29 protein-coding genes are annotated in these 26,728 nt (G+C 71.1%); 14 read left to right on the plus strand and 15 right to left on the minus strand.

Going from position 1 to position 26,728, the window contains the following annotated elements; all coding sequences use genetic code 11:
• Positions 1–170 precede the first annotated feature (170 nt).
• A complete protein-coding gene (locus tag ACIBAG_RS15825; RefSeq protein ID WP_399105240.1) occupies positions 171–1,286 on the minus strand; it encodes a substrate-binding domain-containing protein in 1,116 nt (371 codons plus the stop codon).
• 158 nt (positions 1,287–1,444) lie between these two features.
• On the opposite strand from ACIBAG_RS15825, the gene ACIBAG_RS15830 reads away from it, so the two are divergent.
• From ACIBAG_RS15830 to ACIBAG_RS15840, 3 genes are all read left to right on the plus strand, one after another.
• A complete protein-coding gene (locus ACIBAG_RS15830) occupies positions 1,445–1,888 on the plus strand; it encodes a MarR family winged helix-turn-helix transcriptional regulator (protein WP_399105242.1) in 444 nt (147 codons plus the stop codon).
• A 238-nt stretch (positions 1,889–2,126) separates the two neighbouring features.
• A complete protein-coding gene (locus tag ACIBAG_RS15835; protein WP_399105244.1) occupies positions 2,127–2,837 on the plus strand; it encodes a chitinase in 711 nt (236 codons plus the stop codon).
• Between the two features lie 36 nt (positions 2,838–2,873).
• A complete protein-coding gene (locus ACIBAG_RS15840; protein ID WP_399105246.1) occupies positions 2,874–3,788 on the plus strand; it encodes an aldo/keto reductase in 915 nt (304 codons plus the stop codon).
• A gap of 24 nt (positions 3,789–3,812) precedes the next feature.
• On the opposite strand, the gene sph is transcribed toward ACIBAG_RS15840, so the two are convergent.
• Together sph and ACIBAG_RS15850 are read right to left on the minus strand one after the other, a co-directional pair.
• Positions 3,813–4,799: a sphingomyelin phosphodiesterase gene (sph, locus tag ACIBAG_RS15845; RefSeq protein ID WP_399105248.1), complete on the minus strand. Its 987-nt coding sequence runs from the start codon at positions 4,797–4,799 to the stop codon at positions 3,813–3,815.
• Positions 4,800–4,918: 119 nt separating this feature from the next.
• Positions 4,919–5,377 carry a pyridoxamine 5'-phosphate oxidase family protein gene (locus ACIBAG_RS15850; RefSeq protein WP_399105250.1) on the minus strand — a complete coding sequence of 153 codons (459 nt, stop codon included), beginning with the start codon at positions 5,375–5,377 and terminating at the stop codon, positions 4,919–4,921.
• A 134-nt stretch (positions 5,378–5,511) separates the two neighbouring features.
• On the opposite strand from ACIBAG_RS15850, the gene ACIBAG_RS15855 reads away from it, so the two are divergent.
• Complete coding sequence (locus tag ACIBAG_RS15855) at positions 5,512–5,898, plus strand: VOC family protein (RefSeq protein ID WP_399105252.1); 387 nt, start codon at positions 5,512–5,514, stop codon at positions 5,896–5,898.
• A 47-nt stretch (positions 5,899–5,945) separates the two neighbouring features.
• A complete protein-coding gene (locus ACIBAG_RS15860; RefSeq protein WP_399105254.1) occupies positions 5,946–7,019 on the plus strand; it encodes an adenosine deaminase in 1,074 nt (357 codons plus the stop codon).
• Positions 7,020–7,052: 33 nt separating this feature from the next.
• Here ACIBAG_RS15860 and ACIBAG_RS15865 read toward each other — a convergent pair whose 3' ends face one another.
• Together ACIBAG_RS15865 and ACIBAG_RS15870 are read right to left on the minus strand one after the other, a co-directional pair.
• On the minus strand, positions 7,053–7,562 hold the full coding sequence (locus ACIBAG_RS15865; protein WP_399105256.1) for a DUF664 domain-containing protein: 510 nt from the start codon (positions 7,560–7,562) through the stop codon (positions 7,053–7,055).
• A gap of 25 nt (positions 7,563–7,587) precedes the next feature.
• A complete protein-coding gene (locus ACIBAG_RS15870) occupies positions 7,588–8,475 on the minus strand; it encodes a LysR substrate-binding domain-containing protein (RefSeq protein WP_399105258.1) in 888 nt (295 codons plus the stop codon).
• A gap of 136 nt (positions 8,476–8,611) precedes the next feature.
• On the opposite strand from ACIBAG_RS15870, the gene mgrA reads away from it, so the two are divergent.
• Positions 8,612–9,607, plus strand: a complete 996-nt coding sequence (gene mgrA / locus ACIBAG_RS15875) for an L-glyceraldehyde 3-phosphate reductase (RefSeq protein ID WP_399105260.1) — start codon at positions 8,612–8,614, stop codon at positions 9,605–9,607.
• Here the strand turns inward: mgrA and ACIBAG_RS15880 are convergent.
• Entirely contained in the window at positions 9,597–9,884 is a 288-nt protein-coding gene (locus ACIBAG_RS15880; protein WP_399105262.1) for a DUF1905 domain-containing protein, read from the minus strand. The genes mgrA and ACIBAG_RS15880 overlap by 11 nt on opposite strands.
• 72 nt (positions 9,885–9,956) lie before the next feature.
• Positions 9,957–10,358 (minus strand): nuclear transport factor 2 family protein, encoded by a 402-nt coding sequence (locus ACIBAG_RS15885; RefSeq protein WP_399105264.1) that lies wholly within the window; start codon positions 10,356–10,358, stop codon positions 9,957–9,959.
• A 337-nt stretch (positions 10,359–10,695) separates the two neighbouring features.
• Between ACIBAG_RS15885 and ACIBAG_RS15890 the strand changes: the two genes are divergently transcribed.
• From ACIBAG_RS15890 to ACIBAG_RS15905, 4 genes are all read left to right on the plus strand, one after another.
• Positions 10,696–11,106, plus strand: a complete 411-nt coding sequence (locus tag ACIBAG_RS15890) for a hypothetical protein (RefSeq protein WP_399105266.1) — start codon at positions 10,696–10,698, stop codon at positions 11,104–11,106.
• A gap of 71 nt (positions 11,107–11,177) precedes the next feature.
• The gene (locus ACIBAG_RS15895; RefSeq protein WP_399105268.1) at positions 11,178–13,526 is read left to right on the plus strand and encodes an FHA domain-containing protein; all 2,349 of its coding nucleotides are present in this window, start codon (positions 11,178–11,180) and stop codon (positions 13,524–13,526) included.
• Between the two features lie 10 nt (positions 13,527–13,536).
• Positions 13,537–14,082, plus strand: coding sequence for a hypothetical protein (locus ACIBAG_RS15900; RefSeq protein ID WP_399105270.1), 546 nt, complete (start codon positions 13,537–13,539; stop codon positions 14,080–14,082).
• Complete coding sequence (locus ACIBAG_RS15905; protein WP_399105272.1) at positions 14,072–15,070, plus strand: serine/threonine-protein kinase; 999 nt, start codon at positions 14,072–14,074, stop codon at positions 15,068–15,070. The genes ACIBAG_RS15900 and ACIBAG_RS15905 overlap by 11 nt, the downstream gene beginning before the upstream one ends.
• Positions 15,071–15,143: 73 nt before the next feature.
• Here ACIBAG_RS15905 and ACIBAG_RS15910 read toward each other — a convergent pair whose 3' ends face one another.
• A complete protein-coding gene (locus ACIBAG_RS15910) occupies positions 15,144–16,430 on the minus strand; it encodes a streptophobe family protein (protein ID WP_399105274.1) in 1,287 nt (428 codons plus the stop codon).
• Between the two features lie 178 nt (positions 16,431–16,608).
• On the opposite strand from ACIBAG_RS15910, the gene ACIBAG_RS15915 reads away from it, so the two are divergent.
• The 3 genes from ACIBAG_RS15915 (at position 16,609) to ACIBAG_RS15925 (ending at position 19,005) form a co-directional block, all read left to right on the plus strand.
• A complete protein-coding gene (locus tag ACIBAG_RS15915) occupies positions 16,609–17,862 on the plus strand; it encodes a DUF6777 domain-containing protein (RefSeq protein WP_399105276.1) in 1,254 nt (417 codons plus the stop codon).
• 99 nt (positions 17,863–17,961) lie between these two features.
• Positions 17,962–18,417 carry an ATP-binding protein gene (locus ACIBAG_RS15920; protein ID WP_399105278.1) on the plus strand — a complete coding sequence of 152 codons (456 nt, stop codon included), beginning with the start codon at positions 17,962–17,964 and terminating at the stop codon, positions 18,415–18,417.
• A 90-nt stretch (positions 18,418–18,507) separates the two neighbouring features.
• Positions 18,508–19,005, plus strand: coding sequence for a helix-turn-helix domain-containing protein (locus tag ACIBAG_RS15925; protein WP_399105280.1), 498 nt, complete (start codon positions 18,508–18,510; stop codon positions 19,003–19,005).
• A 15-nt stretch (positions 19,006–19,020) separates the two neighbouring features.
• Here the strand turns inward: ACIBAG_RS15925 and ACIBAG_RS15930 are convergent, their stop codons facing one another.
• The 3 genes from ACIBAG_RS15930 to ACIBAG_RS15940 form a co-directional block, all read right to left on the minus strand.
• Positions 19,021–19,623 carry a ClpP family protease gene (locus ACIBAG_RS15930; protein WP_399105282.1) on the minus strand — a complete coding sequence of 201 codons (603 nt, stop codon included), beginning with the start codon at positions 19,621–19,623 and terminating at the stop codon, positions 19,021–19,023.
• 1 nt (position 19,624) lies between these two features.
• On the minus strand, positions 19,625–20,263 hold the full coding sequence (locus ACIBAG_RS15935; RefSeq protein ID WP_399105284.1) for a ClpP family protease: 639 nt from the start codon (positions 20,261–20,263) through the stop codon (positions 19,625–19,627).
• Positions 20,264–20,373: 110 nt separating this feature from the next.
• Positions 20,374–21,585 carry an epoxide hydrolase family protein gene (locus tag ACIBAG_RS15940; RefSeq protein WP_399105286.1) on the minus strand — a complete coding sequence of 404 codons (1,212 nt, stop codon included), beginning with the start codon at positions 21,583–21,585 and terminating at the stop codon, positions 20,374–20,376.
• A 122-nt stretch (positions 21,586–21,707) separates the two neighbouring features.
• Here ACIBAG_RS15940 and ACIBAG_RS15945 point away from each other — a divergent pair, with 122 nt between their 5' ends.
• Positions 21,708–22,190 carry a VOC family protein gene (locus ACIBAG_RS15945; protein ID WP_399105288.1) on the plus strand — a complete coding sequence of 161 codons (483 nt, stop codon included), beginning with the start codon at positions 21,708–21,710 and terminating at the stop codon, positions 22,188–22,190.
• A gap of 31 nt (positions 22,191–22,221) precedes the next feature.
• Here ACIBAG_RS15945 and ACIBAG_RS15950 read toward each other — a convergent pair whose 3' ends face one another.
• The 4 genes from ACIBAG_RS15950 to ACIBAG_RS15965 form a co-directional block, all read right to left on the minus strand.
• Positions 22,222–23,124 (minus strand): SGNH/GDSL hydrolase family protein, encoded by a 903-nt coding sequence (locus ACIBAG_RS15950; protein WP_399105290.1) that lies wholly within the window; start codon positions 23,122–23,124, stop codon positions 22,222–22,224.
• Between the two features lie 117 nt (positions 23,125–23,241).
• A complete protein-coding gene (locus ACIBAG_RS15955; RefSeq protein WP_399105292.1) occupies positions 23,242–24,120 on the minus strand; it encodes a geranyl diphosphate 2-C-methyltransferase in 879 nt (292 codons plus the stop codon).
• Positions 24,121–24,170: 50 nt separating this feature from the next.
• Positions 24,171–25,217 (minus strand): family 2 encapsulin nanocompartment cargo protein terpene cyclase, encoded by a 1,047-nt coding sequence (locus ACIBAG_RS15960; RefSeq protein ID WP_399105294.1) that lies wholly within the window; start codon positions 25,215–25,217, stop codon positions 24,171–24,173.
• A 16-nt stretch (positions 25,218–25,233) separates the two neighbouring features.
• On the minus strand, positions 25,234–26,676 hold the full coding sequence (locus ACIBAG_RS15965) for a family 2B encapsulin nanocompartment shell protein (RefSeq protein ID WP_399105296.1): 1,443 nt from the start codon (positions 26,674–26,676) through the stop codon (positions 25,234–25,236).
• Positions 26,677–26,728: the final 52 nt, after the last annotated feature.

Below are 26,728 nucleotides of genomic sequence, written 5' to 3' on the forward strand. Positions count from 1 at the left end.
TTCGGGTCACTTACCCGGCTGTATCTTCCGGCTCTCCGTCGGGAAAGAAACAGGAAACACAAATGCCCCGGGTCGAATTCCGCACCGGAATTCACACTTCGCCCGAGGCATTCTAATTACTTCCTGCGGGAAGTATCTGGGGTGGGTGGGGGCATGTCAAGGCTGAGCTGTCAGGAAGGCGTGGCGGTGCCGACGTCGAGCTGGGTGAGCACGTCGAAGTCCACACCGTCCGCCTGCGCGAGGTAGATGCGCTGCCTGACGTGGCTGCCGCTGAGCCGCAGCAGCCCGCGCGGCCCTTCGTACGACACCGACTCGGCCGTCGCGCCGATGGCCGCCACGTCCAGTGTCCGGGCCCGGGCGACGAGCGCGGCGAGCAACAGCACGCCCTCGTAACACGATTCGCCGAGACTCCCGGGGGCCGGTGCCTCGGTGCCGTACCGCCCGGCGTAGCGGCCCTGGAAGTCGAGGGTGTCCTGGTTGGCGAGCGAGGCGAAGAACCCGGCGGTGCTGTAGAGGCCGGCCGTCGCCGTGGGGCCGCTGGCCAGCAGCATGTTCTCGTCCATGAGCGTGCTCAGGCGCAGGCAGCGCTCATCGAGGCCGGCCGCCGCGAACGCCCGGTTGAACCGGACGGCGTCGTTGCCCACCAGGAGCATCAGGACCGCGTCCGCGTCCGACCGCTCGATCCGCCGCAGCACACTGTCGAAGTCATGGGTGCCGAGCGGCAGGTACACCTGCCCGCACACGCCGCCGCCCGACTCGCGCGCGTATCCGCACGCGGCACGCGCGGTGCGCCGCGGCCACACGTAGTCGTTCCCGACGACGAACCACCGGCGCACCTTGCGCTCGCCCGCCAGCAGCCGCATCGCGGGCCGCAGTTGGTCGTCCGGCGTCTCGCTGGTCAGATAGACGCCGGTGGTGTGCTCCCCGCCCTCGTACAGCGCGGTGTACACGTACGGCACCCGGTGCGCTATGCGCGGGGCGAGCGCCTGGCGCACCGAGGAGATGTGCCAGCCGGTGACGCCCTGCACGACGCCGAGGTCCACGAGCGCCTCGACCCGTTCGGCGATCTCGCGGGGCTCGGCACCGCCGTCCACCGGCAGCAGCCGCAGCTGCTTGCCGAGCACTCCGCCCGCGTGGTTGACCTCCTCCGCGGCGAGCTGTGCGCACAGTTCGCAGGTCGGTCCGAAGATGCCCGCGGCGCCCTGCATCGGGAAGACGAGGGCGACGCTGAGCACGGAGTCGTCGACGGTGAACCAGTCGAGCGGATGGGGGTCGAGCTGGAACATGCCGTCATGATTCCGGGTCCGTTCGGTGAACTCCAGTCCGTCTCGGGGGCTGGGCGGTGGGGGAGTGGTGCACGTCGACGGTGCCTCGGTGACACGTGGACGACCCTTCGGTGAAGCGGCACTTGTACGATGACGGGACCCCGGGACCGAGGAGCAGGATGCCCACACCTCCGCGTCAGCCCCAGGACCTGATGCAGCTGTTGACGCGCGCCGAACGCCTGGCCGCACGCCGGCTCCGGAGCGTCCTGGACGGGGACGGCTGCTCGCTCGAGGCCTGGCGGGTGCTGTCACTGCTCTCCGACGGCGAGGGCCACCCCATGACGGCGGTGGCCGAAGCCGCCTTCCTGCCCCCGGCGACCCTGACCAAGCTGGTCGACCAACTCGTCGACCAGAACCTCGTGTACCGCCGGGTCGACCCCCTCGACCGACGTCGCATACTCGCCCACCTCACCCCGCGCGGCGAGACCTACCGGCGGCGGATCGGCCGCGAGGTGCGGGCCGGCATGCCGGTGCTCGGCGAGGCTGACGACGAGCTGCTGCGGGGGCTGCTGGAGCGCCTGGTCGGCACGCTGGAGCAGGCGGAGCAGGAGACCGCAATCTGAGCAACGGGCACTCCCGCGGGCCTGACAACGGGCCGTCCCGCGGGCGCCGTTGCCTGGTCTATACCTTGTCTGGTCTACACCCTTGACTGGTACAGACCAACGCGGTTGAGTGTGTCCCCACACCCCCCACCACGGCCGCCCCCACGCCGTGACCGACCCCGTCGGTGCGTGCGCACAAGGTGCTGCTCCCTGCTGCCCCTGCCCGGGTGCGGCCGTGCTCCGCAAAGGAGTTGATCCTGTGCCGAAGCGCCGTACGGCAGCAGTCCTGTCCTCACTCGCCCTGGCCGGCGCCGCGCTGGTGCTCCAGCCGACACCGAGCGCTTCCGCCGCCGGCTTCGTCGTCAGCGAGTCGCAGTTCAACCAGATGTTCCCGAACCGGAACCCGTTCTACACCTACAGCGGCCTCACCGCCGCCCTCGCCGCATACCCCGGCTTCGCGAACACGGGCAGCGACACGGTGAAGAAGCAGGAGGCGGCCGCCTTCCTCGCCAACGTCAACCACGAGACCGGCGGCCTGGTCCACATCGTCGAGCAGAACCAAGCCAACTACCCCCACTACTGCGACTGGAGTCAGCCCTACGGCTGTCCCGCGGGCCAGGCCGCCTACTACGGACGCGGCCCCATCCAGCTCAGCTGGAACTTCAACTACAAGGCCGCGGGCGACGCGCTCGGCATCGACCTGCTGGGCAACCCCTGGCGGGTGCAGAACGAGGCGGCCGTCGCCTGGAAGACCGGCCTGTGGTACTGGAACACCCAGACCGGCCCCGGCACCATGACCCCGCACAACGCCATGGTGAATCAGGCCGGCTTCGGCCAGACGATCCGCAGCATCAACGGCTCCCTCGAGTGCGACGGCAAGAACCCGGCCCAGGTGCAGAGCCGGGTGAACGCCTACCAGCGGTTCACCCAGATCCTCGGCGTCTCCCCGGGCGGCAACCTCTACTGCTGAGGCCCCGGTGTCCGTGGCTTGTGCGACACTCCGCCGATGACCTCGGAAACGATCACCGCGGACGCCGCGGACGCCGCGGGCGCCTGGCAACTCGGCGCCCTGTCCGTCAGTCGCGTCGGCTTCGGCGCGATGCGGCTGACGGGCAGTGCCGCCTTCCACCACGGGACGCCCAGCGACCGGGAGCGCTCGATCGCCGTACTGCGCAAGGCGGTTGAGGTCGGCGTGAACCACATCGACACCGCCGCCTTCTACTTCTCCGCCCTCCGCTCGGCCAACGAACTCATCAACACCGCGCTGGCGCCGTACCCCGACGACCTGGTCATCGCCACGAAGGTGGGCCCCTACCGCGACTACCACGGCGACTGGGGCACCTCGGCCCGGCCCGACCAACTGCGCGGCCACGTCGAGGAGAACCTGCGCCAACTCGGCCGTGACCACCTGGACGTCGTATACCTGCGTCGCATGCAGCAGGATTCCATCGCCGAGCACTTCGGCGCGCTGGCCGAACTGCGCGAGGCAGGCCTCATCCGGCACCTCGGCATCTCCGCCGTCGAGCCACGGCATCTCGCCGAGGCGCGGGCCATCGCGCCCGTGGTGTGCGTGCAGAATCGCTACGCGCTCGACCGGCCCGACCCCGAGGCCGACGAACTCCTGCGTCTGTGCAGTGAGCAGGGCATCGCCTTCGTGCCGTTCTACGCGGTGGCGGGTGAGACGGGGGAGCGGGGCGCGACCGACGCCCACGACGACGAGGTGCTCGCCGTGGCGCGGGCGCACGGCGCGTCGCCTGCCCAGGTGCGCATCGCCTGGACCCTGCACCAGGGCCCGCACGTCCTGGCCATCCCCGGCACCGGCAACCCGGACCACCTGGCCGAGAACGTGGCCGCTGGTGCCCTCCGCCTCACGGACGACGAGCTGACCCGGCTCAACAGGGCCCGCCGAAAGGCCGGTTGAGCCGGGACGATCAAAAGATCGACATCAGCCCGCGTACCCGGTCACCGGGTAGTGGTCCGAGAGATTGGTGTACGTGTAGTCGGTGCCCCAACTCGACACCGTCCAGGGCGCGCTCTGCTCCTTGACGACGTCGTTCTTCCAGACCGTGGGCCGGGCGTGACCCGCGCGGTGCAGGACGTAGTCGAGGTCCTCGCGCGGGTCGTCCGGGTAGCGGTCGCGGGCGATGGAGTTCTCCTGGGTGTCGAAGGAGTACGGGTGCCCGGTGCGTGCGTCGGCCCCCACCAGGCCGCCGTCGGCCAGCATCGAGGCGTACTCGGACGTCCGCGAGTCGACGTTCAGGTCACCGGCGAGAAGCACCTGCTCGCTCGCCGGGATGTTCTTGCCGTCCAGGAAGGCGTCGATCGCCCTGAACTGCCGGCTGCGCATCGCGGCCGCCTCGCCGGCGTCACAGCCCGGGTCGGTGGACTGGGCGTGGGTGCCGACGACGTGCGCCTTGGTCCCGTTCACGTTCAGCACCACATACGCGAAGCCCTTGTTGGACCACCAGTCCGCCCCGCACGCGTCCTTGTAGACCCACTGCTCCTGGCGCAGTATCGGCCACTTGCTGAGGATCGTGACCCCGCCGTCCTCGGGCGTGGTCGCCGAGTACGCGCCGCCGGTGGCGTCCCAGCCGCTCCTGGTGCGCCCGACGACCGGGGTCTGGTACGGGTACTGACCGGCGAGGGAGCTCTTCAGCGCGTCGGAGGAGGAGTTGTCGAAGGCCTCCTGGAGGACGACGACGTCGTTGCCCTGCACGAACGGCGCCTTGGCGATCTGCGCGGCTCGGTGGTCCTGGCCCCAGTTCGGGTACAGGGACTTGCTGAACAGGAAGACGTTGTACGACAGCACCTTGAGCGGCGGCGCCTGCTCGGCGGCCGACGCGACGGGCGCCGCGCCCACGAGACCGGCGGTGGCGAGCGAGAGGGCGAGCACGGCCGAGCCCTGTGCACGGCGTTGTGCGGAGAGCGTCACTGGATCTCCCTGTGGTCGAAGGGGGTTGAGTGGCGCCGCACATCAAACCATCAGGGATTACTCCTAGGTAACACCTGTGCGGGAAATGGATGGCTAGGGGACGTACACGCGGGAGTTGTTCATACAAGCCACACCCCGTCCCGCATGAGATGCCGTCGCGGCAGCTCACGCTGCTCGTGCCAGGCCTGCACCGCGCGCGGACGCACCCGGTAGTAGGCGTACGTCGCGGAGTCGCCGCGCGGATCCCACCCCGTCTTCGCGTGGAACGCCTCGGCCGCCTCGGCCGGCACTTCGTCGACGCCGTGGACCTCCACATCGCCGTCGATGAGCACGACGTCGCGCGTGTCCCCGAAGGCCAGCCGGGTCCGCCGGCCGGTCCGCAGGTTGCGGCCCGTGGGGTTGCCTGGACGCGTGGCCAGCCAGAGCGCCTCGCCGTCCCAGACGAACCACAGCGCGACCAGACACGGCACCCCGTCGGTGTCGGCCGAGGCCACCCAGATGTCCGTCTCCCGTTCCAGGCGGTCCAGGACGTCCTGCTTGCGGCGCTCGGGACTGCGCGGCTCCTGCGTGATCGTCATGCCCGGAAACGCTAGCCGCCGGACGCCTCGCGCACCTCGGGCCGCGGGCGTAGGACCACGGTCCCGGTCAGGACTGGCGCCGCGCACGTTTTACGTATAACCTCTCCCGTCAATCGCACCTCCGGAAGGCCCCGATGAGACGCATCGCCCTGGTCACCCTCGTCGTCGACGACTACGACGAGGCGATCCGCTTCTACACCGAAGCCCTCGGCTTCCGGCTCGTCGAGGACACCCCCCGCCCGGACGGCTCCCGCTGGGTCGCCGTCCAGCCCGGCGACCAGGGCACCGCCCTGCTGCTGGCCCGGGCCAAGGGTGACGGGCAGCGCGCCCGGGTCGGTGACCAGACCGGCGGGCGCGTCGGGTTCTTCCTGCACACCGACGACTTCACCCGCGACCACGCCCGGATGCTCGCCGCGGGCGTGACCTTCCTGGAGGAGCCGCGGCACGAGCCGTACGGCTCGGTCGCCGTCTTCCAGGACCTGTACGGCAACCGCTGGGACCTGCTCCAGCCCACCGCCTGACCCGCTCCCGCCACCTCGAACCGCCCCGCTCAAGGAAAGACCCCGCCATGACTGCTACGCGCGTAGACGCCGACGTGATCCGCCGCCTCCCCAAGGCCGTCCTGCACGACCACCTCGACGGCGGCCTGCGCCCCGCCACCGTGGTGGAGCTCGCGGCCGAGGTCGGCCACACCCTGCCCACCACCGACCCGGACGAGCTCGCCGCCTGGTACTTCGAGGCCGCGAACTCCGGCGACCTGGTCCGCTACATAGCCACCTTCGAGCACACGCTCGCCGTGATGCAGACCCGCGAGGGCCTGCTGCGCACCGCCGAGGAGTACGTCCTCGACCTGGCGGCCGACGGCGTCGTCTACGGCGAGGTGCGCTACGCCCCCGAGCTGAACACCAACGGCGGGCTGACCCTCGCCGAGGTCGTCGAGACCGTCCAGGAGGGCCTCGCCGCCGGTATGGCGAAGGCCGCGGCCGCCGGCACTCCGGTGCGTGTCGGGACCCTGCTGTGCGGTATGCGGATGTTCGACCGGGTGCGCGAGGCCGCCGACCTGGCCGTCGCCTTCCGGGACGCCGGTGTCGTGGGCTTCGACATCGCCGGAGCCGAGGCCGGTTTCCCCGCCGCCGACCACCTCGACGCCTTCGAGTACCTGCGCCGCGAGAGCGTGCCCTTCACCATCCACGCCGGCGAGGCCGACGGCCTGTCCAGCATCCACCAGGCCCTCCAGATCTGCGGGGCCCAGCGCATCGGTCACGGTGTGCGCATCACCGACGACATCCCCGACCTGGCTGCCGGCAAGCTCGGCCGCCTCGCCGGCTGGGTGCGCGACCGTCGTATCGCCCTGGAGATGTGCCCGACGTCCAACCTCCAGACCGGCGCCGCCACCTCGATCGCCGAGCACCCGATCACCGCGCTCAAGGACCTCGGCTTCCGTGTCACCCTCAACACCGACAACCGCCTGGTGTCGGGCACGACGATGACCCGGGAGATGTCACTGCTGGTCGAGGAGGCGGGCTGGACGGTCGAGGACCTGCGCACGGTCACGGTGAATGCCGTCAAGAGCGCGTTCATCCCGTTCGACGAGCGCAAGGCCCTCATCGAGGACGTCGTCCTTCCGGGCTACGAGCTCTGAGGCAGCCCGGGTGTACCCCGTGTTCCCGGTGTTCTAGGACCCGGTGAGCAGTCCCCGCACATAGGCGGCCTGTCCGACGTGCTGCAGATCGTCGGACAGGACGCTGACCAGCCGCACACCCAGGCTGACCGGCGGATCCCAGCGCTCGTCCACGATGCGCTCCAGATCTTTGGCGGCCACCTGGCGCAGGGCGCCGAGGGTCTGGGTGTGCACGGCGTCGTAGTAGCCGGTCAGCAGGTCGCCGGAGTCGACCCGCACCTTGGCCACCTTCGCGGCGGTGTGGCCGTAGCCGGTGTCGTGGCGTGGCAGGTCGAGCCCGAAGGTCTTCTGGAAGTCCTGCGTCAGCCACACCTGGTCGAGGTCGAAGGCGTCGGCGACGTGGTCGTCCTGGACCCGGGTGAGATGCCACACCAGCCAGGCGATGGAGTTGGCGTCGGGGGAGGGGCGGGCGTGCAGGGCGTCGAGGTCGAGGCCCTCGACGGCGGCGTGGACTTCTTCCTGGATGCGGTGGTAACCGTCGATGAGGATGTCCTTGGCATGCATGGCTCCACCATCGCGCAACCGGCCGTCACGCGCCTTCCGTCTCCAGCAGCGCCATGAGCGCCCGGGCGGCCGGGCTCGTCGCCTGCGGCGGGGGGAGCAGGGCGACCGTCTCGTAGACGGTCTCGTCGGCGACCTTCACGGGCAGCGCCGTCAGTGACCGCCGCTTGTGCCGGAAGTGGCGCGGTACGACGGCGACGCCGAGGTTCTCGTCCACCAGGTCCAGCAGGCTGTGCACGTCGTTGACCTCCAGGGCGACGCTCCGCCGTACCCCCGCCGCGGCGAACACGGCATCGGTGGTGCGGCGCGGCCCCCAGTCCGGGTGGAAGTCGACGAAGACCTCCCCGCCGAGATCCTCCGGAGTGACCGCTGCCCCGGCGGCCGCGAGCCGGTGGCTCGGATGGCACAGGACGGTCATCGGTTCGCCGGTCAGCGGTACGACGCGCAGCTGGTCGGTGTCCTCTTGCGCGGCCCGTACGGCGAAGGCCATGTCGAGGCGCCCGGCCGCGACCTCCTCCGCCAGGGCGCCCGAGCCCGCCTGCCGCAGACAGATCTCCACATCCGGATGCTGCCGCCGGAAGGCCGCGAGCAGCCCCGCCACATGCACTCCGGCGATGCACTGCTCGGACCCGAGCGCCAGCATCCCGCGCAGCACGCCCTGCACCGCGGCCACCGCCTCATGGGCGGCCCGCACCTGCGCCAGGATCCGCTCCGCCTCGCACAGCAGGGCACGGCCGGCCGGGGTGAGCGTCACCCGGCGGGTCGTGCGCACGAACAGCGGGGTCTGCAACTCCCGTTCCAGCGCCCGGATCGAGGCCGACAGGCCCGACTGGGAGACCATCAGGCGCTCGGCCGCCCGGGTGAAGTGCTGGTCCTCGGCGACCGCCACGAAGTGCTGGAGATGGCGCAGTTCCATGATTGAGCAGCGTAGCCGCTGAATCCCATCTGATTTACCTGTTGGACCACTGCCCGCAGGTCACGACAGAGTGGACGGCGACTGCGGGACGGCTCCTCGGAGCCGTCCCTCGTGTGCCAACCCCTCTGGAGTCGCGTTGTACACCGCACACCCCGACCGCTACGCGGACATGCCCTACCGGCGCACCGGACGCAGCGGCCTCAAGCTTCCTGCGATCTCGCTCGGCCTCTGGCACAACTTCGGTCCGGCGGACCGCTCGGTCGAGCACCAGCGGGCCATCCTGCGCCGCGCCTTCGACCTCGGCGTCACCCACTTCGACCTGGCCAACAACTACGGCCCGCCGCCCGGCTCCGCCGAGTCCGCGCTCGGCGAGGCGCTGAAGGCGGACTTCGCGCCGTACCGGGACGAGCTGATCATCTCCACGAAGGCCGGCTATCTGATGTGGCCCGGCCCGTACGGCGAGTGGGGCTCGCGCAAGTACCTGCTGTCCTCGCTCGACCAGAGCCTGCAGCGCATGGGCCTGGACTACGTCGACATCTTCTACTCGCACCGCCCCGACCCGGACACTCCGCTGGAGGAGACGATGGGAGCCCTGCACTCGGCGGTGCAGCAGGGCAAGGCGCTGTACGTCGGCGTCTCCAACTACTCGGCCGAGCAGACCCGCGAGGCCGCCCGCATCCTGCGTGACCTGGGCACCCCGCTCCTCATCCACCAGCCGCGTTACTCGATGCTCGACCGCCGCCCCGAGGACGAGGGCCTCCTGGACGCCCTGGACGAGCTCCAGGTCGGCTCCATCGTCTTCTCCCCGCTGGAGCAGGGTCTGCTGACCGGCCGCTACCTCGACGGCATCCCGGAGGACTCGCGGGCCGCGAGCGACAGCCCGTTCCTGAACTCCGACGCGGTCACCGAGGATCTGGTCGGCAGGCTGCGCGCCCTCGACGAGATCGCCAAGGGCCGCGGGCAGACCCTGGCCCAGCTGGCCCTGGCCTGGGTCCTGCGCGGCGGACGGGTGACCTCCGCGCTCGTCGGCGCGAGCAGCGCGCGGCAGATCGAGGACAGCGTCGCCGCGATCGGCAACCTGGACTTCGACGCGGAGGAGCTGGCCCGGATCGACGCGGTGATCAAGGGCTGAGTCGTTCCGTCAGGCGAACGGTGACCGTGTCGCCCTCCTGTTTCCCGATGGCCTTGCGCACCTCTGCCTTGACGGGGAGCTTGTGAGTGCCGTCCCCGAGGGCCATGAACGAACTCCGGAACGGATGTCCGTCGACGGTCCCGCGGACCTTGACCAGTCCGCGGGTGCCGAAGAAGTCGACGGACTGCGGCCACACGACATAGGTCCAGCCGCCCTCACTCGGGCTCTTGCGCAGGACGGCGGTGAACTCCGCGTCCACTTTCCCGCTGGTGGTCATGGTGGGCTCCCTTCACGGCGGTCTCCTCGGCCTTCACTGGTCGAGACCGCCGCGCGGCCCGGAACTCATCGCTCACGCCCCGGTGGGCGCCCGGTCCAGGAACCCGAGGACGGACCAGATCCGTCCCTCGGGGTCCAGCGTGATCACATCGAACCCGGCCAGGGGCGCCGACCCTTCCTCGGAGGGGGTACCGCCGGTCTCGCTCACCAGCTCCCAGGAGAAACGTGCCGTGTCGTGGTGGCCGTCGACGGAGCCCGTGAGCCGGAAGGCGAAGCCGGGGAAGCGTGCCTGCGCCGCCGCGACGACGGCCACGATCCCCTCGTGCCCGTGGACGTCGGCCAGGAGGTCGGTGTAGCCGCCCAGCGGGTTCCACGCGGTGGCGACCGCCCGGGCCAGTGCCTCGGGTTCGCGGGCGTTCCAGGCCTCGAAGTAGCGGGCGACGGCGATCCGGTAGCGGTCGGTGGACGCGGGCATGGTGGATCAGCCTCCCCTGAGGTCGTCACTGCTGGTCGGAAACCGGGTCCCGGCCGCGGTGACCCGGTGCCGTCACCATGCCCGCACTCGTCGGGAAGCTCGATTACCGCCGGGGTAATGAAACGGGGTTGACGCGCACTCGTCGTGTTTCGGCCAATACCGGCTGTGAATATGCCAGGAGACTGGCCGGAAAGTCGTGGTGACAGTGTTTCAGTAGTGAACATACTCACTACGAGGGAGCCTCACATGGGGCGACGGCCCCCTCACCCACCGCTCACGAGCCGCACGGAAAGCGAGGCCCGCCGGCAGGCGAACACGGCAACACGGGGGAGGCTACGTGCACGACGAGTTCCTTTGCCATGTCACCGCATACGGAGTCTGCGGAGGCCAGCGCATCGGCGTACCCCTGGGCACGTACCGGGCACCCACCCTGGCCCTGGCCCTGTGGTGGTTACGCGACCGGGCGTCCTGGATCGCGGAGCGATTAGACCCGCAACCCGATGCAGAGCACTTCCCGCCGAGCGCGCTCGTCCCCGTCGCCGACACCGTGCTCGACGTGCCGACCGTGCTGCGCGCCTGGTGCGGTGACGTCGGCCAACAGGAGCTGGTGGCCGACGAGTTGGCGGCCGGACGGCTGGTGCGGATCGCCGTGAGCGACGACACCACCGAGTACGAGCTGCTCGCCGAGTCGGTGGACGCCCTGCGGATGCAGCGGACCGTCCCGGCACTGGTCGTGCCCGTCGCCTGAGCCCCGCCCCCGGGTGATCGCCGACCCCGGCGCAAGCGGCGCACCAGGGTATAGATCGATAGAATCCTGACATGGCGGAGCGGCCGGTCGCACCGACGGCGCCCGTACTGGTCCTGGAGACCGAGTCGGGTTCCACCGTGATGACCCCCGGCCGCGACTACCACGTCGGACGCGACCCCCTCAGCGACATCGTCATCGACGACGCCCGCGTCTCCTGGCACCACGCGGTGCTGCGCCCCGAGGCCGACCACTGGACCCTCGAGGACGAGAACAGCACCAACGGCACCTACACCGAAGGCCACCGCGTCCACGAGTGGCACGTCGGCCCCGGCACCGTCATCCGCTTCGGCAACCCCGCCGACGGCCCCCGCGCCGTGCTGCTCGACGACCGCCCCGCCCCGTCGGGTGCGCCGGAGCGCCCTTCGTCGGTCTCCATGCCCAGCCTCACCGGCACGTTCCGCCGGCCCACCACCGTCCGGCCGCTGCCCGCCCGCAGCGTCCGCATCGGCCGCGCCGCCGACAACGACCTGGTCATCGACGACCTGATCGTCTCCCGCCACCACGCCGAGCTGCGCGCCCTGCCCGACGGCACGTACGAGATCACCGATCTGGGCAGCCACAACGGCACCTACCTCAACGGCAGTCCGGTCGACCGCGCCCCGATCGCCCCCGGCGACATCGTCGGCATCGGCCACTCCGCGTTCTGCCTGGTCGGGGACCGGCTGCAGCAGTACGTCGACACCGGCGAGATCTCCCTGGAGGTGCAGGACCTGGCGGTCGCCGTCGACCGCGGCCGCAGGACCCTGCTCGACCACGTCTCCTTCCCGGTGGGGGAGAAGTGCCTGCTCGCCGTCGTCGGCCCCAGCGGCGCCGGAAAGTCCACGCTGCTGGGCGCCCTGACCGGGCAGCGCCCCGCGGACCACGGCACCGTGCTCTACGACGGCCGCGACCTCTACCACGACTACGCCGAACTGCGCCAGCGCATCGGCCTGGTCCCGCAGGACGACATCCTGCACGCGCAACTCACCGTCCGCAGCGCCCTTTCCTACGCCGCCGAGCTGCGCTTCCCGCAGGACACCGCCAAGGCCGAACGCCGGGCCAGGGTCGACGAGGTGATCCGCGAGCTGGGCCTGGAGCAGCGCGCCGGACAGCCCGTGCACACCCTGTCGGGCGGGCAGCGCAAGCGCGTGAGCGTCGCCATGGAGCTGCTGACCAAGCCGTCGCTGCTGTTCCTCGACGAGCCGACCTCCGGGCTCGACCCCGGCATGGACCGCTCCGTGATGCACATGCTGCGCGGCCTGGCCGACGACGGACGCACCGTCATCGTCGTCACCCACAGCGTCCTCAGCCTCGACGTCTGCGACCGGCTCCTCGTCCTCGCACCCGGCGGACGGATCGCCTACTACGGCCCGCCCGAGGAGGCGCTGCTCTTCTTCGGCTTCGCGCACTGGCCGGAGGCCTTCGAGGCCTTCGAACACGACCAGGACCGGGACTGGGCCGGCGACTACCGGGCCTCCCTCCTGCACCGGCAGTACATCGCGGACGCGACCGGCCAGCCCCGGCACCCCGACCCGGGCCCGGTGGCGCTCACCCCACCGCCCCGGCCGCGCAGCCGCGGCGCCCAGCTCGGCACGCTGATCCGCCGCTACACCACCGCGCTCGGCGCCGACCGCACCTTCCTAGCCGTCATGATCGCCCTGCCGTTCGTGATGGGCGGCTTGACACGGGCGCTGACGGGCACCGAACTGACCCGGGACAAGGCGCCGGCGGCGCTGCTGATCCTGTGCGTCGGCGCGGTGCTCACGGGCGCGGCGAACGCGGTGCGCGAGCTGGTGAAGGAGCGCGTCATCTACCAGCGGGAACGGGCGGTCGGACTGTCCAGATCGGCGTACCTGATGTCCAAGGTGGTGGTCCTGGGGACGATCACGGTACTGCAGGCGGTCGTGCTGACCCTGGTCGCCCTGCTCGGCGTGGACCTCAACGCCCCGGACGGCGAAGGCGTGTTGATGCCGCCCCTGGTCGAGATCACCGTCATCGTGGCCCTGCTGGGCTTCACCGCGATGATGCTCGGCCTGGTCGTCTCCGCGCTGGTGCGCAAGGAGGAGGTGACGATGCCGCTGCTGGTGCTGCTCGCCATCGTCCAGGTCGTCTTCTGCGGCGCCTTGCTGAAGCTGGACGGCGTGCCGGTTCTGGAGCAGCTGTCGTGGCTGGTGCCCTCGCGGTGGGCGTTCGCCGCGATGGCCGGCACCGTCGAGCTGTCCCGGATCGTGCCCGGCGACCTGACCGGCGATCCGCTGTTCGAGCACTCGGCCGGAGTGTGGCTGCTCGATGTGGGCATGCTGGTCGTGCTTTCCGCGGCCTTCGGCTTCGTCGTCTCCGGGCTGCTGCGCCGGCGCGAACCCGTCGTGATGCGGAAGTAGGCGCGCGTTGATGGCTTCCCCCGCCTTCCGGCCCACCCACGTCGTCCCCCGCAACGGCATGCCCGCCTGGGAGGCCCCGGACCCCGCCCGGCCCACCGTGCCCCTAGACGCCTTCCTGCCGGTCCGGCTCGTCGAACGGCGTGGCGACTGGGCTCACATCCTGTGCGCCAACGGCTGGGCGGCCTGGGTCGACGGCCGCTTCCTGATCGCCGTACCCGAGGACCCGCCCACGGCCGACGGCGGCCCGCTCACCGGCGCCGCCGATCCGCGCCCGCTGCTCGGCCGGGTCGAGCGGGCACTGGCCGACTACCGAGCCGCGGTCGAGGAGCTGGCGGCCGGCGCAATGGACGGCGAGACCTTCCGCGCCCGCACCTCGGAGCTGCGGATCGGCGTGGTCGTCGACGGCGAGTCCATGTGGCTGTACGACGCCGAGGACGCGCGGTGGGCGTACGCGGACGGCACCCGCCTGAGCACCTACGCCGCGGACGCCGGACCCCGCGCCGGCGAGGACCCCGGCCGTGGCCCGACCCGGGTCGTGAGCCCCGATGGCCCGTGACACGAGCCTGTTCTCCGGCCGGCCCTCCGAGCTGATCGGTCGGCAGGTGGCGAGCTACCGCATCGAGCACGAGATCGGCCGGGGCGGCATGGCCGTGGTCTACCGCGCGAGGGACCTGCGCCTGGACCGCACCGTCGCGCTGAAGCTCCTCGCCCCCGAGCTCGCCCGCAACGACACCTTCCGCCGCCGCTTCACCCATGAGTCCCGGACGGCCGCCGCCATCGACCACCCGCACATCGTGCCCGTCTACGAGGCGGGCGAGACGGACGGCGTCCTGTACATCGCCATGCGCTACGTCGCCGGCAGCGACCTGCGCCACCTCCTCGACCGCGAAGGCCCGCTGCCCTCCCCGGCGGCCTTGCGCATCGCCGCCCAGGTCGCCTCCGCCCTCGACGCGGCGCACGAGCACGGGCTGGTCCACCGGGACGTGAAACCGGGCAACATCCTTGTCGCGCGCGGCATGGACAGCGACCATCCCGAGCACGTGTACCTCACCGATTTCGGGCTGACGAAGAAGTCCCTGTCGCTGACCGGCTTCACGACCGTCGGCCAGTTCGTCGGCACCCTCGACTACGTGGCCCCCGAGCAGATCTCGGGCAAACCGGTCGACGCACGTTGCGACGTCTACGGGTTCGCCTGCGTGGTCTACGAGTGCCTGTCGGGCCACCCCCCGTTCCAGCGGGACGAGGACATGGCCCTGCTGTGGGCCCACCAGTACGACGAGCCGCCGCCCCTGACCGAGGAGCGCCCCGACCTCGCCCCGACCGTCGATGCCGTCTTCGCCATGGCGCTGGCCAAGACCCCCGACGACCGCCACGACGACTGCCTCGCCTTCGTCGCCGACCTGCGCGCCGCCGTGGCCGGTGGGGCGACGGCCGGCAGGGCATCGACGCGGGTGGACCTCGGGGGCGTACGCGTCCCGGAGGAGTCCGCCGAGAACACGCCGAGACCACCGCCGCGCTGGGCCCAGCCGGTCTTCCGGCGCTGAACGCCGGCCGGCTCATCGGTCCGCGCGCCGCGCCGGCTCGCCGTCGGTCGTCCGGGGGTGAACGCCGGTCCGCTCATCCCTCCGGGCGCGTCGCCACCTCGCCCCGGTGCCGCACCCGGCGCGCCAGCAGGCCGCCGAGGAACCCGGCGACCAGTCCCCACAGCAGCGCCAGGCCGACAGCGGTCCAGATCTCGGGCCGCAGGAACAACTCGCCGCCCAGATCCCCGCCCGGGTCGCCGATGCCCAGGACCGACAGGCCGTAGTGCGCCGAGACGCGTCCGACGAGGCAGATCATCAGCACCGTGAGCCCGAGCGCGACCGCCAGGTGCACGGCGTGCTGCCAGGCGCGCATCCTTGCCGGCGACCGCCTCGCCGTCACGAACGCGGCGGCCAGCAGCAGAAGAGCGTCGATGACGACCAGCCACCACACCCTGCCGTCGTGCTCGGCGAGCGTGCCCAGATTGAGCTCGGCGACCTCCTCGCCGCGCAGCACCTCGTCCAGCACAGGCGGCATGGGCAGCGCGAACGCCCCGTCCACCCGGCCGTCCCAGGTCGCGCCGAGCCCGAGCGTCAGGGAGAGCCACACCAGGTTCGGCAGGCCGAGCAGGATCGTCGCGAAGGTCTCGGCCGGACGTCCGCGGGTCGCCGCGACGACCACACCGATGACGACGCCCACGCCGACCCACGCCAGCAGCATCGCCACCATGGCGTACGCGGCCGGCCGCACCGACTCCTGGAAACGCAGCAGCCGCCCGGGCAGCGGAGCCCCCCGCGCGACCAGCAGGGCCAGCACCAGTACGCCCGCCAGCCACAGCAGGCCGAAGAACACCGTCGCGGGGACGTCCGTGGTGAAGCCGACCTCGGGGGAGATGCCGAACAGGTCGCCCAGGTCGCCGAGTTCGTCCGCCCCCAAGTCGCCGAGCGAGAGCGAGAAGGTCTGGCGGGCGGCGAAGGACAGCGCCAGGAGCGCGGCCAGCCACAGCACGGCGATCCTGGCGGCCCACCCGGCCAGCTCCCGGGTGCCGGCGACCGCCCGGTGCCGCAGCGGCCACAGGAAACCGGCGGCCAGGACCAGGGCGCCGGTGAGTGTGACCGACAACGGGATCACGGTCAGCCCCGCGTCGGACTCGGCCAGCCCTCCGGCGTCGCCCGAGAGTTCGATCGTGCCGCCGACCGCCGTGACCACGGTCGCCGCGACGACCCCCGCAAAGGCGCCGTCCGGGAGGTCGGCGGCCCCCGCCGCCCACAGCCCCAGGGCGGCGACCACGCCCATCGCCACCAGGCCCGCCGCCACCACGGCGACGGCCTGCACCCAGCCGTGCCGCGCCGGAACCGGACGAGAGGGGGTGGGCACACTCACCCTGCCCACGCTAAGCAGCACCCGTGAGGCCCGCCCGCCGGGAGGTCCGTCCGCGTCGGCTTGCGAGTGACACGGGGCGGGCGCACAAAATGGAAGAGGAGCGGAAAGCCGCTAAAGAGGCATAAGTCGCGAAGAACCACTAACTGTCGCAGGAATCCAGCGTCGGGAAGAAGGCCTCGTGAGCGTCGAACCTCCGTCGTCGGGCCGCCCCACAGGACCGCCATCGGGCCCCCTGTCGGGACCCTCCCAGCCACCCTCCGGCCCGCCCGCACAGCCCCCGCCGGGCACGGGCGGGGGAGCACCGGTCCCCGAACCCCACCACCCCTGGTGGAGGTCGGTACCGCGCATCGCGGCGCTCACCGCGATCGTCGTGGCCGCGGTGGTCGTCGCCGTCGTCCTGTCGCGCGGCGGGGGCGGTGGCACCGCGCAGAGCGGCGAGGTCTTCCTCCAGGCCGCGGGCGACGCGGGCCCCGACCCGTTCACCGAGTCCACGGCGAAGGACAGCTCCGCCCCGCCGGTCAGCCCGTCCCCGGCGACCGAGTCGGCGCCGTCCAACGCGGTACGAGGCGTCGACGGCGGCGCGCCCGGCCTGTACGGAGGCACCCGCAACGTCGCGGCCTGCGACGTGGACAAGCAGATCACCTACCTCCAGCAGGCCCCGGAGAAGAACCGGGCGTTCGCCTCGGTCGCCCGCGTCGACCCGTCCGACGTCCCCTCCTACCTGCGCTCGCTCACCCCCGTGCAACTGCGCATGGACACCCGCGTCACCAACCACGGCTACCGCGACGGCGCCGCGACCAGCTACCAGGCCGTCCTCCAGGCCGGCACCGCGGTCCTGGTCGACGACCGCGGGGTGCCCCAGGTCCGCTGCGCCTGCGGCAACCCGCTGACCTCGCCGGTCGCCCAGCAGGGCACGCCCCGGCGGACCGGTGACTCCTGGCCGTCGTACCGCTCCTCCGACGTCGTGGTGATCTCGCCCGCCAGGACCACGGTCAAGACCTTCGTGATCTACGACCACGACCACGAGGAGTGGATCTCCCGCCCGCGCGGCGACGACGGCGACAAGGACAAGAAGACCCAGCCCCCGGCGCGGCCCTCGCCCTCGGTGAGCGTGTCGACGCCGACGTCGCCCAGCTCCCCGTCCACCACCCCCTCCACGCCGTCGCCGAGCTCCGAGACGACGACGAAGGACCCCACGACGAAGGACCCCACGACGAAGGAGCCGACGACGAAGGAGCCGACGACCACGGAGCCCACCACCACTGAGCCCACCACCACTGAGCCCACGACCACGGAGCCGACGACCACGGAGCCGACGACGAAGCCGGACTCGCCCGACACATCCACCTCTGCGCCGACGTCGGGCCCGGGCACGACCACGACGTCACAGTCGGCGTACACCACGAGTGCGCCGCAGCCGCCGTCGCTGTGACGTACGGCGCCACCTGCGCGGTGACTGCGCGGCTCCGCTCTGGGTACGAGGACTGGTGCAGTAGTGTCCGGCCAGTTCCGGCTTCCGAGAGAGATACGCATGATCGAGCACGTGGACGGGGCAGTGATTCCGACTGGTTTCGACGTGCCCGTGGAACCGCTTCGGCGGGCGGCGCACTACAGCGGTGAACCGGGATGCATCGCCGAGGCACGGTCCTTCGCCGCACTGTTCCTCGGCCGGCTCAGGACCGAGTGGTGCGCCACGATCGGCGAGTCCGCCGAGGACAAGGTCCTCCTCGTGGTCAGCGAACTGGTCACCAACGCCGACCGGCACAGCAACGGCCCGTACATCCTGGACCTGGAGGGCACGGACGACGCGGTGACCGTCTGCGTGTACGACAGCAGCTCCGCCCTGCCCCGCCGCTTCCCCAAGGACCCGGAACGGATCGGCCGGCACGGTCTGGAGATAGTCCACGCACTGGCGGCGGAGGTCGCCGTCGAGCGCGTGCCGGTCGGCAAGCGGGTGCGGGCGGTGCTGCGGCTGAGCGACGAGTGACGGGCGCGGCAGGCGGACACCGGCCGTGATTTCCCCCAGGGCGGAATTCTGATCCCTTCCTCTCGCCTCCCACGCTTCTAGGCTGGGGAGGTGAGCGAACAAGCGCCGAACGAAGCCCGCGTCATTCCCCTGCGCCCGCCGGCCGCGCGCCCGCACGCCGCCCGCCCGGGAACGACCCGCCCAGCGTCCGAACGCCCTGCCACCGCGCCACCCGCTCCCCCTCCCCCCGCCACCCCCGCCGCCGTGCCGCGGACACCGCGGCCCTCCGCACCCGCGCCCAAGGAGCCCCTGTGGCGCGACCTGATCGGTGACGTGCTGCGCCGTGAGCGGCTCGCCCAGGAGCGCACGCTCAAGGATGTGGCCGACGCCGCCCGGATCTCCATGCCGTACCTCTCGGAGGTGGAGCGCGGCCGCAAGGAGGCCTCCTCGGAGGTCCTCGCGGCCGCCGCCCACGCCCTGGGGCTCGGCCTCGGCGACCTGCTGTCGCTGGCGCAGAGCGAGCTGGTCCGGCTCGCCGGCCGCCGAGTACCCGACGCCACCCGCGGCAGGGCGGGTTCGTCGTACGACGGGCTGTGCCTGGCCGCCTGACGCCGTGCCGGCGTCTCAGACCGCCGCGAGGCGCCGGCTCACCACCTCGTCGGCCAGGCCGTACGCCACGGCTTCCGGCGCGGTGAACACCTTGTCGCGGTCCATGTCCTCACGCAGTGTCGCGATGTCGTGGTGCGTGTGCCGGGCCAGCACCTGTTCGACCTGCGAGCGGATCCGGACCATCTCCTTGGCCTGCAGGGCGAGGTCGGAGATCATGCCGCGGCTGCCGCCGGTGGCGGGCTGACCGAGCAGCACGCGCGCGTGCTCCAGCACGAACCGCCGCCCCGGGTCCCCGCCGGCCAGCAGCACGGCGGCCGTCGACGCCGCCTGCCCCACGCAGAACGTGGAGATCGGCGCCTGCACGTACGTCATGGTGTCGTAGATCGCCATGAGCGAAGTGAACGAGCCGCCGGGGGAGTTGATGTAGATCGCGATCTCGTTCTCCGGCGCCGCCGACTCCAGATGGAGGAGCTGCGCGATGACGACGTTGGCGACGCCGTCGTCGATCTCGGTGCCGAGGAAGATGATCCGCTCCGAGAGCAGCCGGCTGAACACGTCGGAGGACCGCTCGCCGTGGGCGGTCCGCTCGACGACGTACGGAATCGTGTAGTTCCCCATGTCACAGCCCCATCCGTCGCTTGGAGGCGGCCGGGCGGACGTCGGCGAGCGACGTCACGACCTGGTCCACCATGCCGTACTCCCTGGCCTCCTCGGCCGTGAACCAGCGGTCGCGGTCGCCGTCCCGGGCGATGGTCTGCGGCGTCTGGCCGGTGTTCTCGGCGAGGAGCCGCTCCATGGTCCGCTTGCTGTGGTCCAGGTTCTCCGCCTGGATCTCGATGTCGGCGGTGGTGCCGCCGATGCCCGCCGACCCCTGGTGCATCATGATCCGCGCGTTCGGCAGGGCGTACCGCTTGCCGGGTGTGCCGCCGCACAGCAGGAACTGGCCCATACTGGCCGCGAATCCCATGGCGAGCGTCGAGACGTCGTTGGGGATGAGCCGCATCGTGTCGTAGATGGCCAGGCCCGCGTACACCGACCCGCCCGGGCTGTTGATGTACAGGCTGATGTCGGTGCGGGGGTCCTCCGCCGACAGCAGGAGCAGCTGGGCGCAGACCCGGTTGGCGGAGGCCTCGGTGACTTCGGTGCCGAGGAACACGATGCGCTGGCCGAGCAGTTGGGCGGCGAGGTGGTCGTCGAACCGCGTCGGCGGTGCGTCGCCCTCCTCGGCCCGGGCAGCGAGAGTCGTCAGTGGAGTCATGGGTTCTCCTCGTGGTGGCGGGATGCCGTCGACTCCACTGTTGACCTCGGGCGATGCCGGAATGCGGATTCTCTGCCCGCGGCAGATTCGCTACGGGCAGAGCCGCCCGCTCAGCCCTTCTCGCGCAGTTGGCGGAAGAACGCCCGCACGTCCCCGACCAGCAGCTCCGGCTCCTCCATCGCCGCGAAGTGGCCGCCCCGCTCGAACTCCGTCCAGCGCACGATGTTCTCCGTGTGCTCCGCCTTGTGGCGCAGCGGGATCTGCGGGTCGCCGGGGAAGGACGCCACCGCGGTCGGGGCGGTCGAGGGTTCGTGCGGGGCGGCTACCCGGTCCCCCTTGGCGTGGGCGCGCTCGTAGTAGACCCGGGCCGACGAACCCGCCGTGCCCGTCAGCCAGTACAGCATCACGTTGGTGAGCATCAGGTCCCGGTCGACCGCCTCCTCGGGCAGGTGCTCGGAGTCCGTCCACTCCTGGAACTTCTCGACGATCCAAGCGAGTTGGCCTACGGGCGAGTCAGTGAGGGCGTAGGAGAGGGTCTGCGGCCGGGTGGACTGCATGTGGAAGTAGCCCGTCCCGTCCCGGAACCAGGCCGCCCACCGGCGCCACGAGGTGAGCGTCCGATCCCGCTCCCCGGGGGTCAGCGCCGCCAGTTCCTCGGGGGTGGGCTCGGTGGTCGCCTGCGCGCCGGGCAGCAGGTTCAGGTGGATGCCGATGACCCGGTCGGGATGGACACGGCCCAGCTCGCGCGAGATGGCGGCGCCCCAGTCGCCGCCCTGGGCGCCGAACCGCTGGTATCCGAGGCGCGACATGAGCTCCGCCCAAGCGTCGGCGATCCGCCGTGCCTCCCAGCCGGTCTCCCGGGTCGGCCCGGAGAACCCGAAGCCCGGAATGCTCGGCAGCACCACGTGGAAGGCGTCGGCGGGGTCGCCGCCGTGCGCGGCCGGGTCCGTGAGCGGACCGACGATCTCCAGGAACTCGACGATCGAACCCGGCCAGCCGTGCGTGATGATCAGCGGGGTGGCGTCCGGTTCGGGGGAGCGGATGTGCGCGAAGTGCACATGCGCCCCGTCGATCTCGGTGGTGAACTGCGGCCACTCGTTCAGCCGCGCCTCCGCCGCCCGCCAGTCGTACTCGTGCCGCCAGTGGCGCACCAGCTCGCGCAGATAGCCCGACGGCACGCCGTACGCCCAGCCCACGCCGGGCAGCTCGTCGGGCCACCGGGTCCGGTCGAGGCGGTCGTGCAGGTCGTCGAGGTCGCTCTGCGGAATGTCGATACGGAAGGGGTGGATGCTGCTGCCGGTCTCGGCGGGCGAAGGCGTCATGGCCGGGATGCTAGTTCCGAACGGTGTAACGGCCATCTGAATTCGGTCGGCCTGCGACCGATGAGTTTCGCGACGAGGATCGGTCGACACAGGTGACCGGTTCCACCACCCAGGAGGTACACATGGCCACCGACGGTTTCACCACGTGCCTGTGGTTCGACAACGAGGCCGAGGAAGCCGCCCACCACTACGTCTCGATCTTCAAGAACTCCAGCATCGGCAAGGTCGCCCGCTACCCCGAGGGCGCCCCTCGCCCGGCCGGCACCGTGCTGACCGTCGAGTTCACGGCCAACGGCCACAAGTTCCTGGCGCTGAACGGCGGCCCCGAGTTCAAGTTCAACGAGGCCGTCTCCTTCATGATCTTCTGCGAGAACCAGGAGGAGATCGACTACTACTGGACCAAGCTCACCGAGAACGGCGGCGAGCCCGGCCCCTGCGGCTGGCTCAAGGACAAGTACGGCGTGTCCTGGCAGGTCATCCCCGACCGGCTCGACGCCATGATGTCCGACCCGGACCCGGCGAAGGCCACGCGCGCCACCCAGGCGATGCTGTCGATGCACAAGCTCGACATCGCCGCGCTGGAGAAGGCGTACGCGGGGGAGTGAGCCCTGCTCCCTTGCTCCCCGGCTCCCCTCCCTACAGGTTCTCGCGGATCACCCGGGTGATCTCCAGGGCGACCCGCTGGATCCCGGGGGAGCGCACCGGGCACGGCTTCGGCGTCGACGTCGTGGGCGCCAGACAGAAGTGCAGGTAGTCGTCGTCGCGGTGCAGGGCGGTGCGGTCGCGGTCCGGCTGGGTGCAGTACCCGGCGTGCTCACGCTCGTACGCCGTGCACGGCAGGTACTGGACCCAGGAGTTACGGGCACCCGCCGCACTCAGCACCTTGGCCGCGTCGGCGACCAGATCGTCCGAGGCGCCGGCCCGCAGCTCGTACAGGGCGTTGACGCGCCGGACCCGGTCGGGTGTGATCGGGTCCGGACCCTGGAGCACCCAGACGATCCGGGCGTCCCCGGCCGCGGAGATCTGATCGGTGAGCCGCTTCAGGTCGGCCTGGTAGCGCCTGAAGTACCGGTCGGGCGAGGCGTCATGGGTGATGCCGTCCATGCACCACGTGTAACCCCACGCGTTCCCCCAGAACTGCAGCACCACGAAGTCCGGCTTGAGCCTGCGGACCAGGGCGGCCGCCTTGTCCGAGTCCGGCACGAGGGACTTCTTGCCCGTGCCCTCCAGGTAGTCGCACAGGGTGGTCCCCGAGTACGGGGCGCTCGTGTACGCCGCCCGCAGGTCCCGGCGCAGCTCCCGCCCCACCACCTCCTGGGCCTCCATCGCGAGCGAGTCGCCCAGATACAGCACGGTGGGAGCCTTCGCGGCCGGCGTCTTCGCGGGCATGCCGGGTGAGGCCGGTGCCCGCTGCTGTGTGGTGGCCGACGCCTGCGGCACCTCCACAGGCGCCGCGGCCTTGGGGCCGGACGCCGGATCCCCGCACGCGCCGAGCAGCACGGCGGCAAGCAACACCCCGACGAGCCACGGCCTGCGCATACGGCAACTCCCGCCCCGGACACCGAAAACGGCTCCCCAGGCAAGCACAGCCGGGTCCAGGGGGGAAGACCCGTGTCGGCCAGGGAGCGCCCCGGCCGGCACGGGTCCGACGGTCGTTCAGACGCGGTCCGCCGCGATCAGCAGATACTGGAAACTGCCGTTGCGGTACGCGGTCAGGAAGGTGTCCTCGATGCCTGTGACCAGGTGATCGGCCTCGCGGCGCAGCTCCCAGTAGGGCAGGGCCGCCTCGGTCAGGTCCTCCACATGGACCGGCACGAGCCGGTTGCGGGCCATGGCGCGGAAGTACGCCGAGCGCGGGTGGATGTCGCAGATGTAGTGGGCGTTGATGAGGGACACCTCGCGCGAGGCGCGTCCGTAGGTGTCGTTGTAGCAGCCGGTGATCACCACGTAGCGGCCGCCGCGGCGCAGCAGCCGGGCGTGCTCGGCGAACAGCAGGTCGAGCTCGACGTACATGGTGGACTCGTTGTTCCACGAGGCCGCGAACGCCCCGGACGGCAGCCCGGTGTCGAGCATGTTGCGGCAGTGGTAGCGCACCCGGTCGTCGATGCCCCGCTTGTGGGCCTGCTCGTTGGCGAACGCGGCCTGCTTCTCGGACAGGGTGACGCCGTCGGCCTCGCAGCCGTACCGCAGATGCGCCACGACACTGCCGCCCCCGCGCCCGCAGCCGGCGTCGAAGACCCGGTCGTCGGGCGTCAACGGGCCGAGCCGCTCTGCGAGCAGCTCCGCCTGGGCGTGCTCCAGCCGGTGCAGTTCGGCGGTGATGCGCTCCCGGCGCCGGACGGGGTCGGGTTCGTCGAGCACGGAGCGGTCGGCGTCGCCGATGCCGTAGTGGTGGTGGTAGAGATCGTCGATCTTTCCGAGTTCGAGGTTGACCGGGTTCTCCTCGGCGTTCCAGTAGTCCGCGACGCGGGTCTGGTACGTGGACTGGGACGGCACCGGGAGACGGGTGGTGCCGGCTTCGGGGGCGATGGTCAACGGTGACTCCTCGTGCTGGTTTCTGTGACGCTGTGTCATTCGATCGCGCATTACCAGTAGTTGGGCAGGTGGTAGCGGTGGGTGTTGGTGGCGTGCCACTCGTGGTTGCCGGCCACCCAGTCGGACAGGCTCCGTGCGTAGCGCTCGACGAGCGGCGAGGTGGCGGACAGCAGCGCCGACTCCTCGTCGAAGGCCTCCATGATCCGGTTGTGGATCTCGACGGACTTCAGATAGGCGGCCTTGAGCCCGCACCGCTCGTTGGCGGCGACGACCTGCGGCAGGTTGAGGTGGGTCGGGTCGCTCGCCAGCTCCTTGGTGAAGGAGTACAGGTCGTTGACGATCGTGGTCGCGTTGCAGGCGAGCGCCGTGATCCGCTGGATCTCGGGACGGGCGTAGACCGCCTCGGGCAGTTCGTAGCCGTCCACGGCGTCCACGATCGACAGACACGGACGGAAGTTGTTGAACTGCCGCATCACCAGGTACTCCCAGACCCGGGGCACATACCGCGTCTCCGCCCAGGCGGCCTCGGCGAGGTAGCCCAGGTGCAGCCGGGCGATGTCGTGCACGAAGCGGTCGGTCTGGCTGGGCGTGGCGAGGGCGGCGTAGTCCTGCAGGGCGAAGTGGTACGAGCGCAGCGGACCGTCGGCCCGCACCCCCTGCCGCCACTCCTCCTCCAGTTCCGGAACGCCGTGGAAGGGGTCGATCGCCGACTGGGCCATGATCAGCCGGCCCGCGAGGCCCCGGCGCTCCCCGCCCCGGCCCTCGTCCTCCTCGCAGTAGCAGGAGTCGACGACGTTCTCGGCGAGCAGCAGCTCCCCGGCGACCGTCAGCCGCTCCAGATCGACCGCGCACGGATGCTGCAGCACCACGGCCCGCCCGAACTGGAACCCCGCGAAGTCCCCGTTCCACGCCTCGGGGAACAGATCGAGGCGCCGCGCCCAGGCCTCCAGCCTGCGGTCGACCTCCGCGGCCTTCGCGGGGTCGGCGGGCTCGACCTGCCGGTACCGCAGCCCCGGGATCGCCCCGCCGCGCCGGGCGCTCAGGGTGCTCGCCATGTTCGGCGGGCCCGGCAGCGAGAAGGAGGACGACGTGCTCATGGCGTGCTCCACGCGGTCACTCGGCCGTCCGGCCGATCTGGGCGTTCTCGAGGATCCCGACGGCGTCGGGGACGAGGATCGCCAGCGAGTAGTAGGCGGTGACGAGATAGCGGATGATCGAGTTGGCGTCGATGCCCATGAACCGCACGTTCAGACCGGGCTGGAACTCCTCCGGGATCCCGGTCTGGTACAGCCCGATGGCGCCCTGGTCGCCCTCCCCGGTGCGCAGCGCGATGATGCTGCTGGTGTGCTGCGGGCTGATCGGGATCTTGTTGCAGGGAAAGATCGGGACACCGCGCCAGGCGGGGATCTCGTGCCCCTCGACGCTCGCCGTGCCCGGTACCAGGCCGCGCCGGTTGCACTGCCGGAAGAACGCCGCGATCGCCTTCGGATGGGCGATGAACAGCTTCGTCTTGCGGCGCATCGACAGCAGTTCGTCCATGTCGTCCGGGGTCGGCGGCCCGGTGAACGTGCTGATGCGCTGCCCGTAGTCGACGTTGTGCAGCAGCCCGAACTCCCGGTTGTTGACCAGCTCCCACTCCTGGCGTTCGCGGATCTCCTCGATCGTCAGCCTGAGTTGCTGCTCGGTCTGGTCCATCGGGTTGTTGTAGAGGTCGGCGACCCTGGTGTGGACGCGCAGCACGGTCTGCGTCAGGGACAACTCGTACTCGCGCGGCGCGAGTTCGTAGTTCACGAAGCCGCCGCTGATGGTCGGCTCGCCGACATGGCCCGCCTGCACCGGTACGTCGGCCTCGCCCTTGCGGTTCATGGGCAGGCTCTGCCGGGCGGCGTAGGCCTGAAGGTGCTCCGCGAGGGACGGCACGCGGTCGGTGAACTCCTCGACCACGGACCAGGGCAGCATGAGCAGCACGCCGGCGGTCTCCGCCCGCACCGAGCTCAGCCACAAGGGATCGGGCTGGCCGATGGCCTCGTCGCCGAGCTGGTCGCCGTCGGTGACGACGCCGAGGATCTCCTCCTCGCCGTACTTGCCCTCCGTGAACCGGGTGAATCGGCCGTGCACGACGAGGTAGGCCTCGGTGACGGGCTGCCCGGCCTCGACGAGTACCTGGCCGGCCCGGACCTCCCGGACCCGGAACCGGGTGGCGACCTCCCTCAGCACGTCGATGTCGGGGTAGCCGCGCAGGACCGGCAGTTCGGTGAGGGTCTCGGGGATGACCTTGATGTCGTCGGCGCCGTTCTGGTCGAACTGCACCCGACCCCGGCCCACGCGCAGTTGCAGACGCCGGTTGACGCGGTAGGTGCCGCCCTTGACGTCGACCCAGGGCAGCATGCGCAGCAGCCAGCGCGAGCTGATGGCCTGCATCTGGGGTTCGGACTTGGTGGTCGTGGCGAGCTGCCGGGCCGCCTGGGTGCTGAGACTGGTGAGCGGGGCGTCGGGGTTCGGTTCGGGATCGGGTTCGTCGATGGCGGGACCGGTGGCGCTGTCCGGTGTGGACACATTCCCTCCCGGGAGGTGAGCGGGCTGGCCGAGCGCGTGCACCAGCCAAACA

It is taken from the genome of Streptomyces sp. NPDC051243 (genome assembly GCF_044455405.1).
Taxonomy (GTDB): Bacteria; Actinomycetota; Actinomycetes; order Streptomycetales; family Streptomycetaceae; genus Streptomyces.

Excerpts from the sequence above, each read along its gene's own strand:
- ACIBAG_RS15840 (WP_399105246.1), top strand. The coding sequence starts at position 2,874 with ATGACCTCGGAAACGATCACCGCGGACGCCGCGGACGCCGCGGGCGCC.
- ACIBAG_RS15870 (WP_399105258.1), bottom strand. The coding sequence starts at position 8,475 with ATGGAACTGCGCCATCTCCAGCACTTCGTGGCGGTCGCCGAGGACCAG.
- ACIBAG_RS15880 (WP_399105262.1), bottom strand. The coding sequence starts at position 9,884 with ATGACCACCAGCGGGAAAGTGGACGCGGAGTTCACCGCCGTCCTGCGC.
- ACIBAG_RS15960 (WP_399105294.1), bottom strand. The coding sequence starts at position 25,217 with ATGAGCACGTCGTCCTCCTTCTCGCTGCCGGGCCCGCCGAACATGGCG.
- ACIBAG_RS15830 (WP_399105242.1), top strand. The coding sequence starts at position 1,445 with ATGCCCACACCTCCGCGTCAGCCCCAGGACCTGATGCAGCTGTTGACG.
- ACIBAG_RS15950 (WP_399105290.1), bottom strand. The coding sequence starts at position 23,124 with ATGCGCAGGCCGTGGCTCGTCGGGGTGTTGCTTGCCGCCGTGCTGCTC.
- ACIBAG_RS15900 (WP_399105270.1), top strand. The coding sequence starts at position 13,537 with ATGGCTTCCCCCGCCTTCCGGCCCACCCACGTCGTCCCCCGCAACGGC.
- ACIBAG_RS15945 (WP_399105288.1), top strand. The coding sequence starts at position 21,708 with ATGGCCACCGACGGTTTCACCACGTGCCTGTGGTTCGACAACGAGGCC.
- ACIBAG_RS15865 (WP_399105256.1), bottom strand. The coding sequence starts at position 7,562 with ATGCATGCCAAGGACATCCTCATCGACGGTTACCACCGCATCCAGGAA.
- ACIBAG_RS15940 (WP_399105286.1), bottom strand. The coding sequence starts at position 21,585 with ATGACGCCTTCGCCCGCCGAGACCGGCAGCAGCATCCACCCCTTCCGT.
- ACIBAG_RS15935 (WP_399105284.1), bottom strand. The coding sequence starts at position 20,263 with ATGACTCCACTGACGACTCTCGCTGCCCGGGCCGAGGAGGGCGACGCA.
- ACIBAG_RS15860 (WP_399105254.1), top strand. The coding sequence starts at position 5,946 with ATGACTGCTACGCGCGTAGACGCCGACGTGATCCGCCGCCTCCCCAAG.
- ACIBAG_RS15920 (WP_399105278.1), top strand. The coding sequence starts at position 17,962 with ATGATCGAGCACGTGGACGGGGCAGTGATTCCGACTGGTTTCGACGTG.
- ACIBAG_RS15885 (WP_399105264.1), bottom strand. The coding sequence starts at position 10,358 with ATGCCCGCGTCCACCGACCGCTACCGGATCGCCGTCGCCCGCTACTTC.
- ACIBAG_RS15930 (WP_399105282.1), bottom strand. The coding sequence starts at position 19,623 with ATGGGGAACTACACGATTCCGTACGTCGTCGAGCGGACCGCCCACGGC.
- ACIBAG_RS15895 (WP_399105268.1), top strand. The coding sequence starts at position 11,178 with ATGGCGGAGCGGCCGGTCGCACCGACGGCGCCCGTACTGGTCCTGGAG.
- ACIBAG_RS15850 (WP_399105250.1), bottom strand. The coding sequence starts at position 5,377 with ATGACGATCACGCAGGAGCCGCGCAGTCCCGAGCGCCGCAAGCAGGAC.
- ACIBAG_RS15855 (WP_399105252.1), top strand. The coding sequence starts at position 5,512 with ATGAGACGCATCGCCCTGGTCACCCTCGTCGTCGACGACTACGACGAG.
- ACIBAG_RS15825 (WP_399105240.1), bottom strand. The coding sequence starts at position 1,286 with ATGTTCCAGCTCGACCCCCATCCGCTCGACTGGTTCACCGTCGACGAC.
- ACIBAG_RS15905 (WP_399105272.1), top strand. The coding sequence starts at position 14,072 with ATGGCCCGTGACACGAGCCTGTTCTCCGGCCGGCCCTCCGAGCTGATC.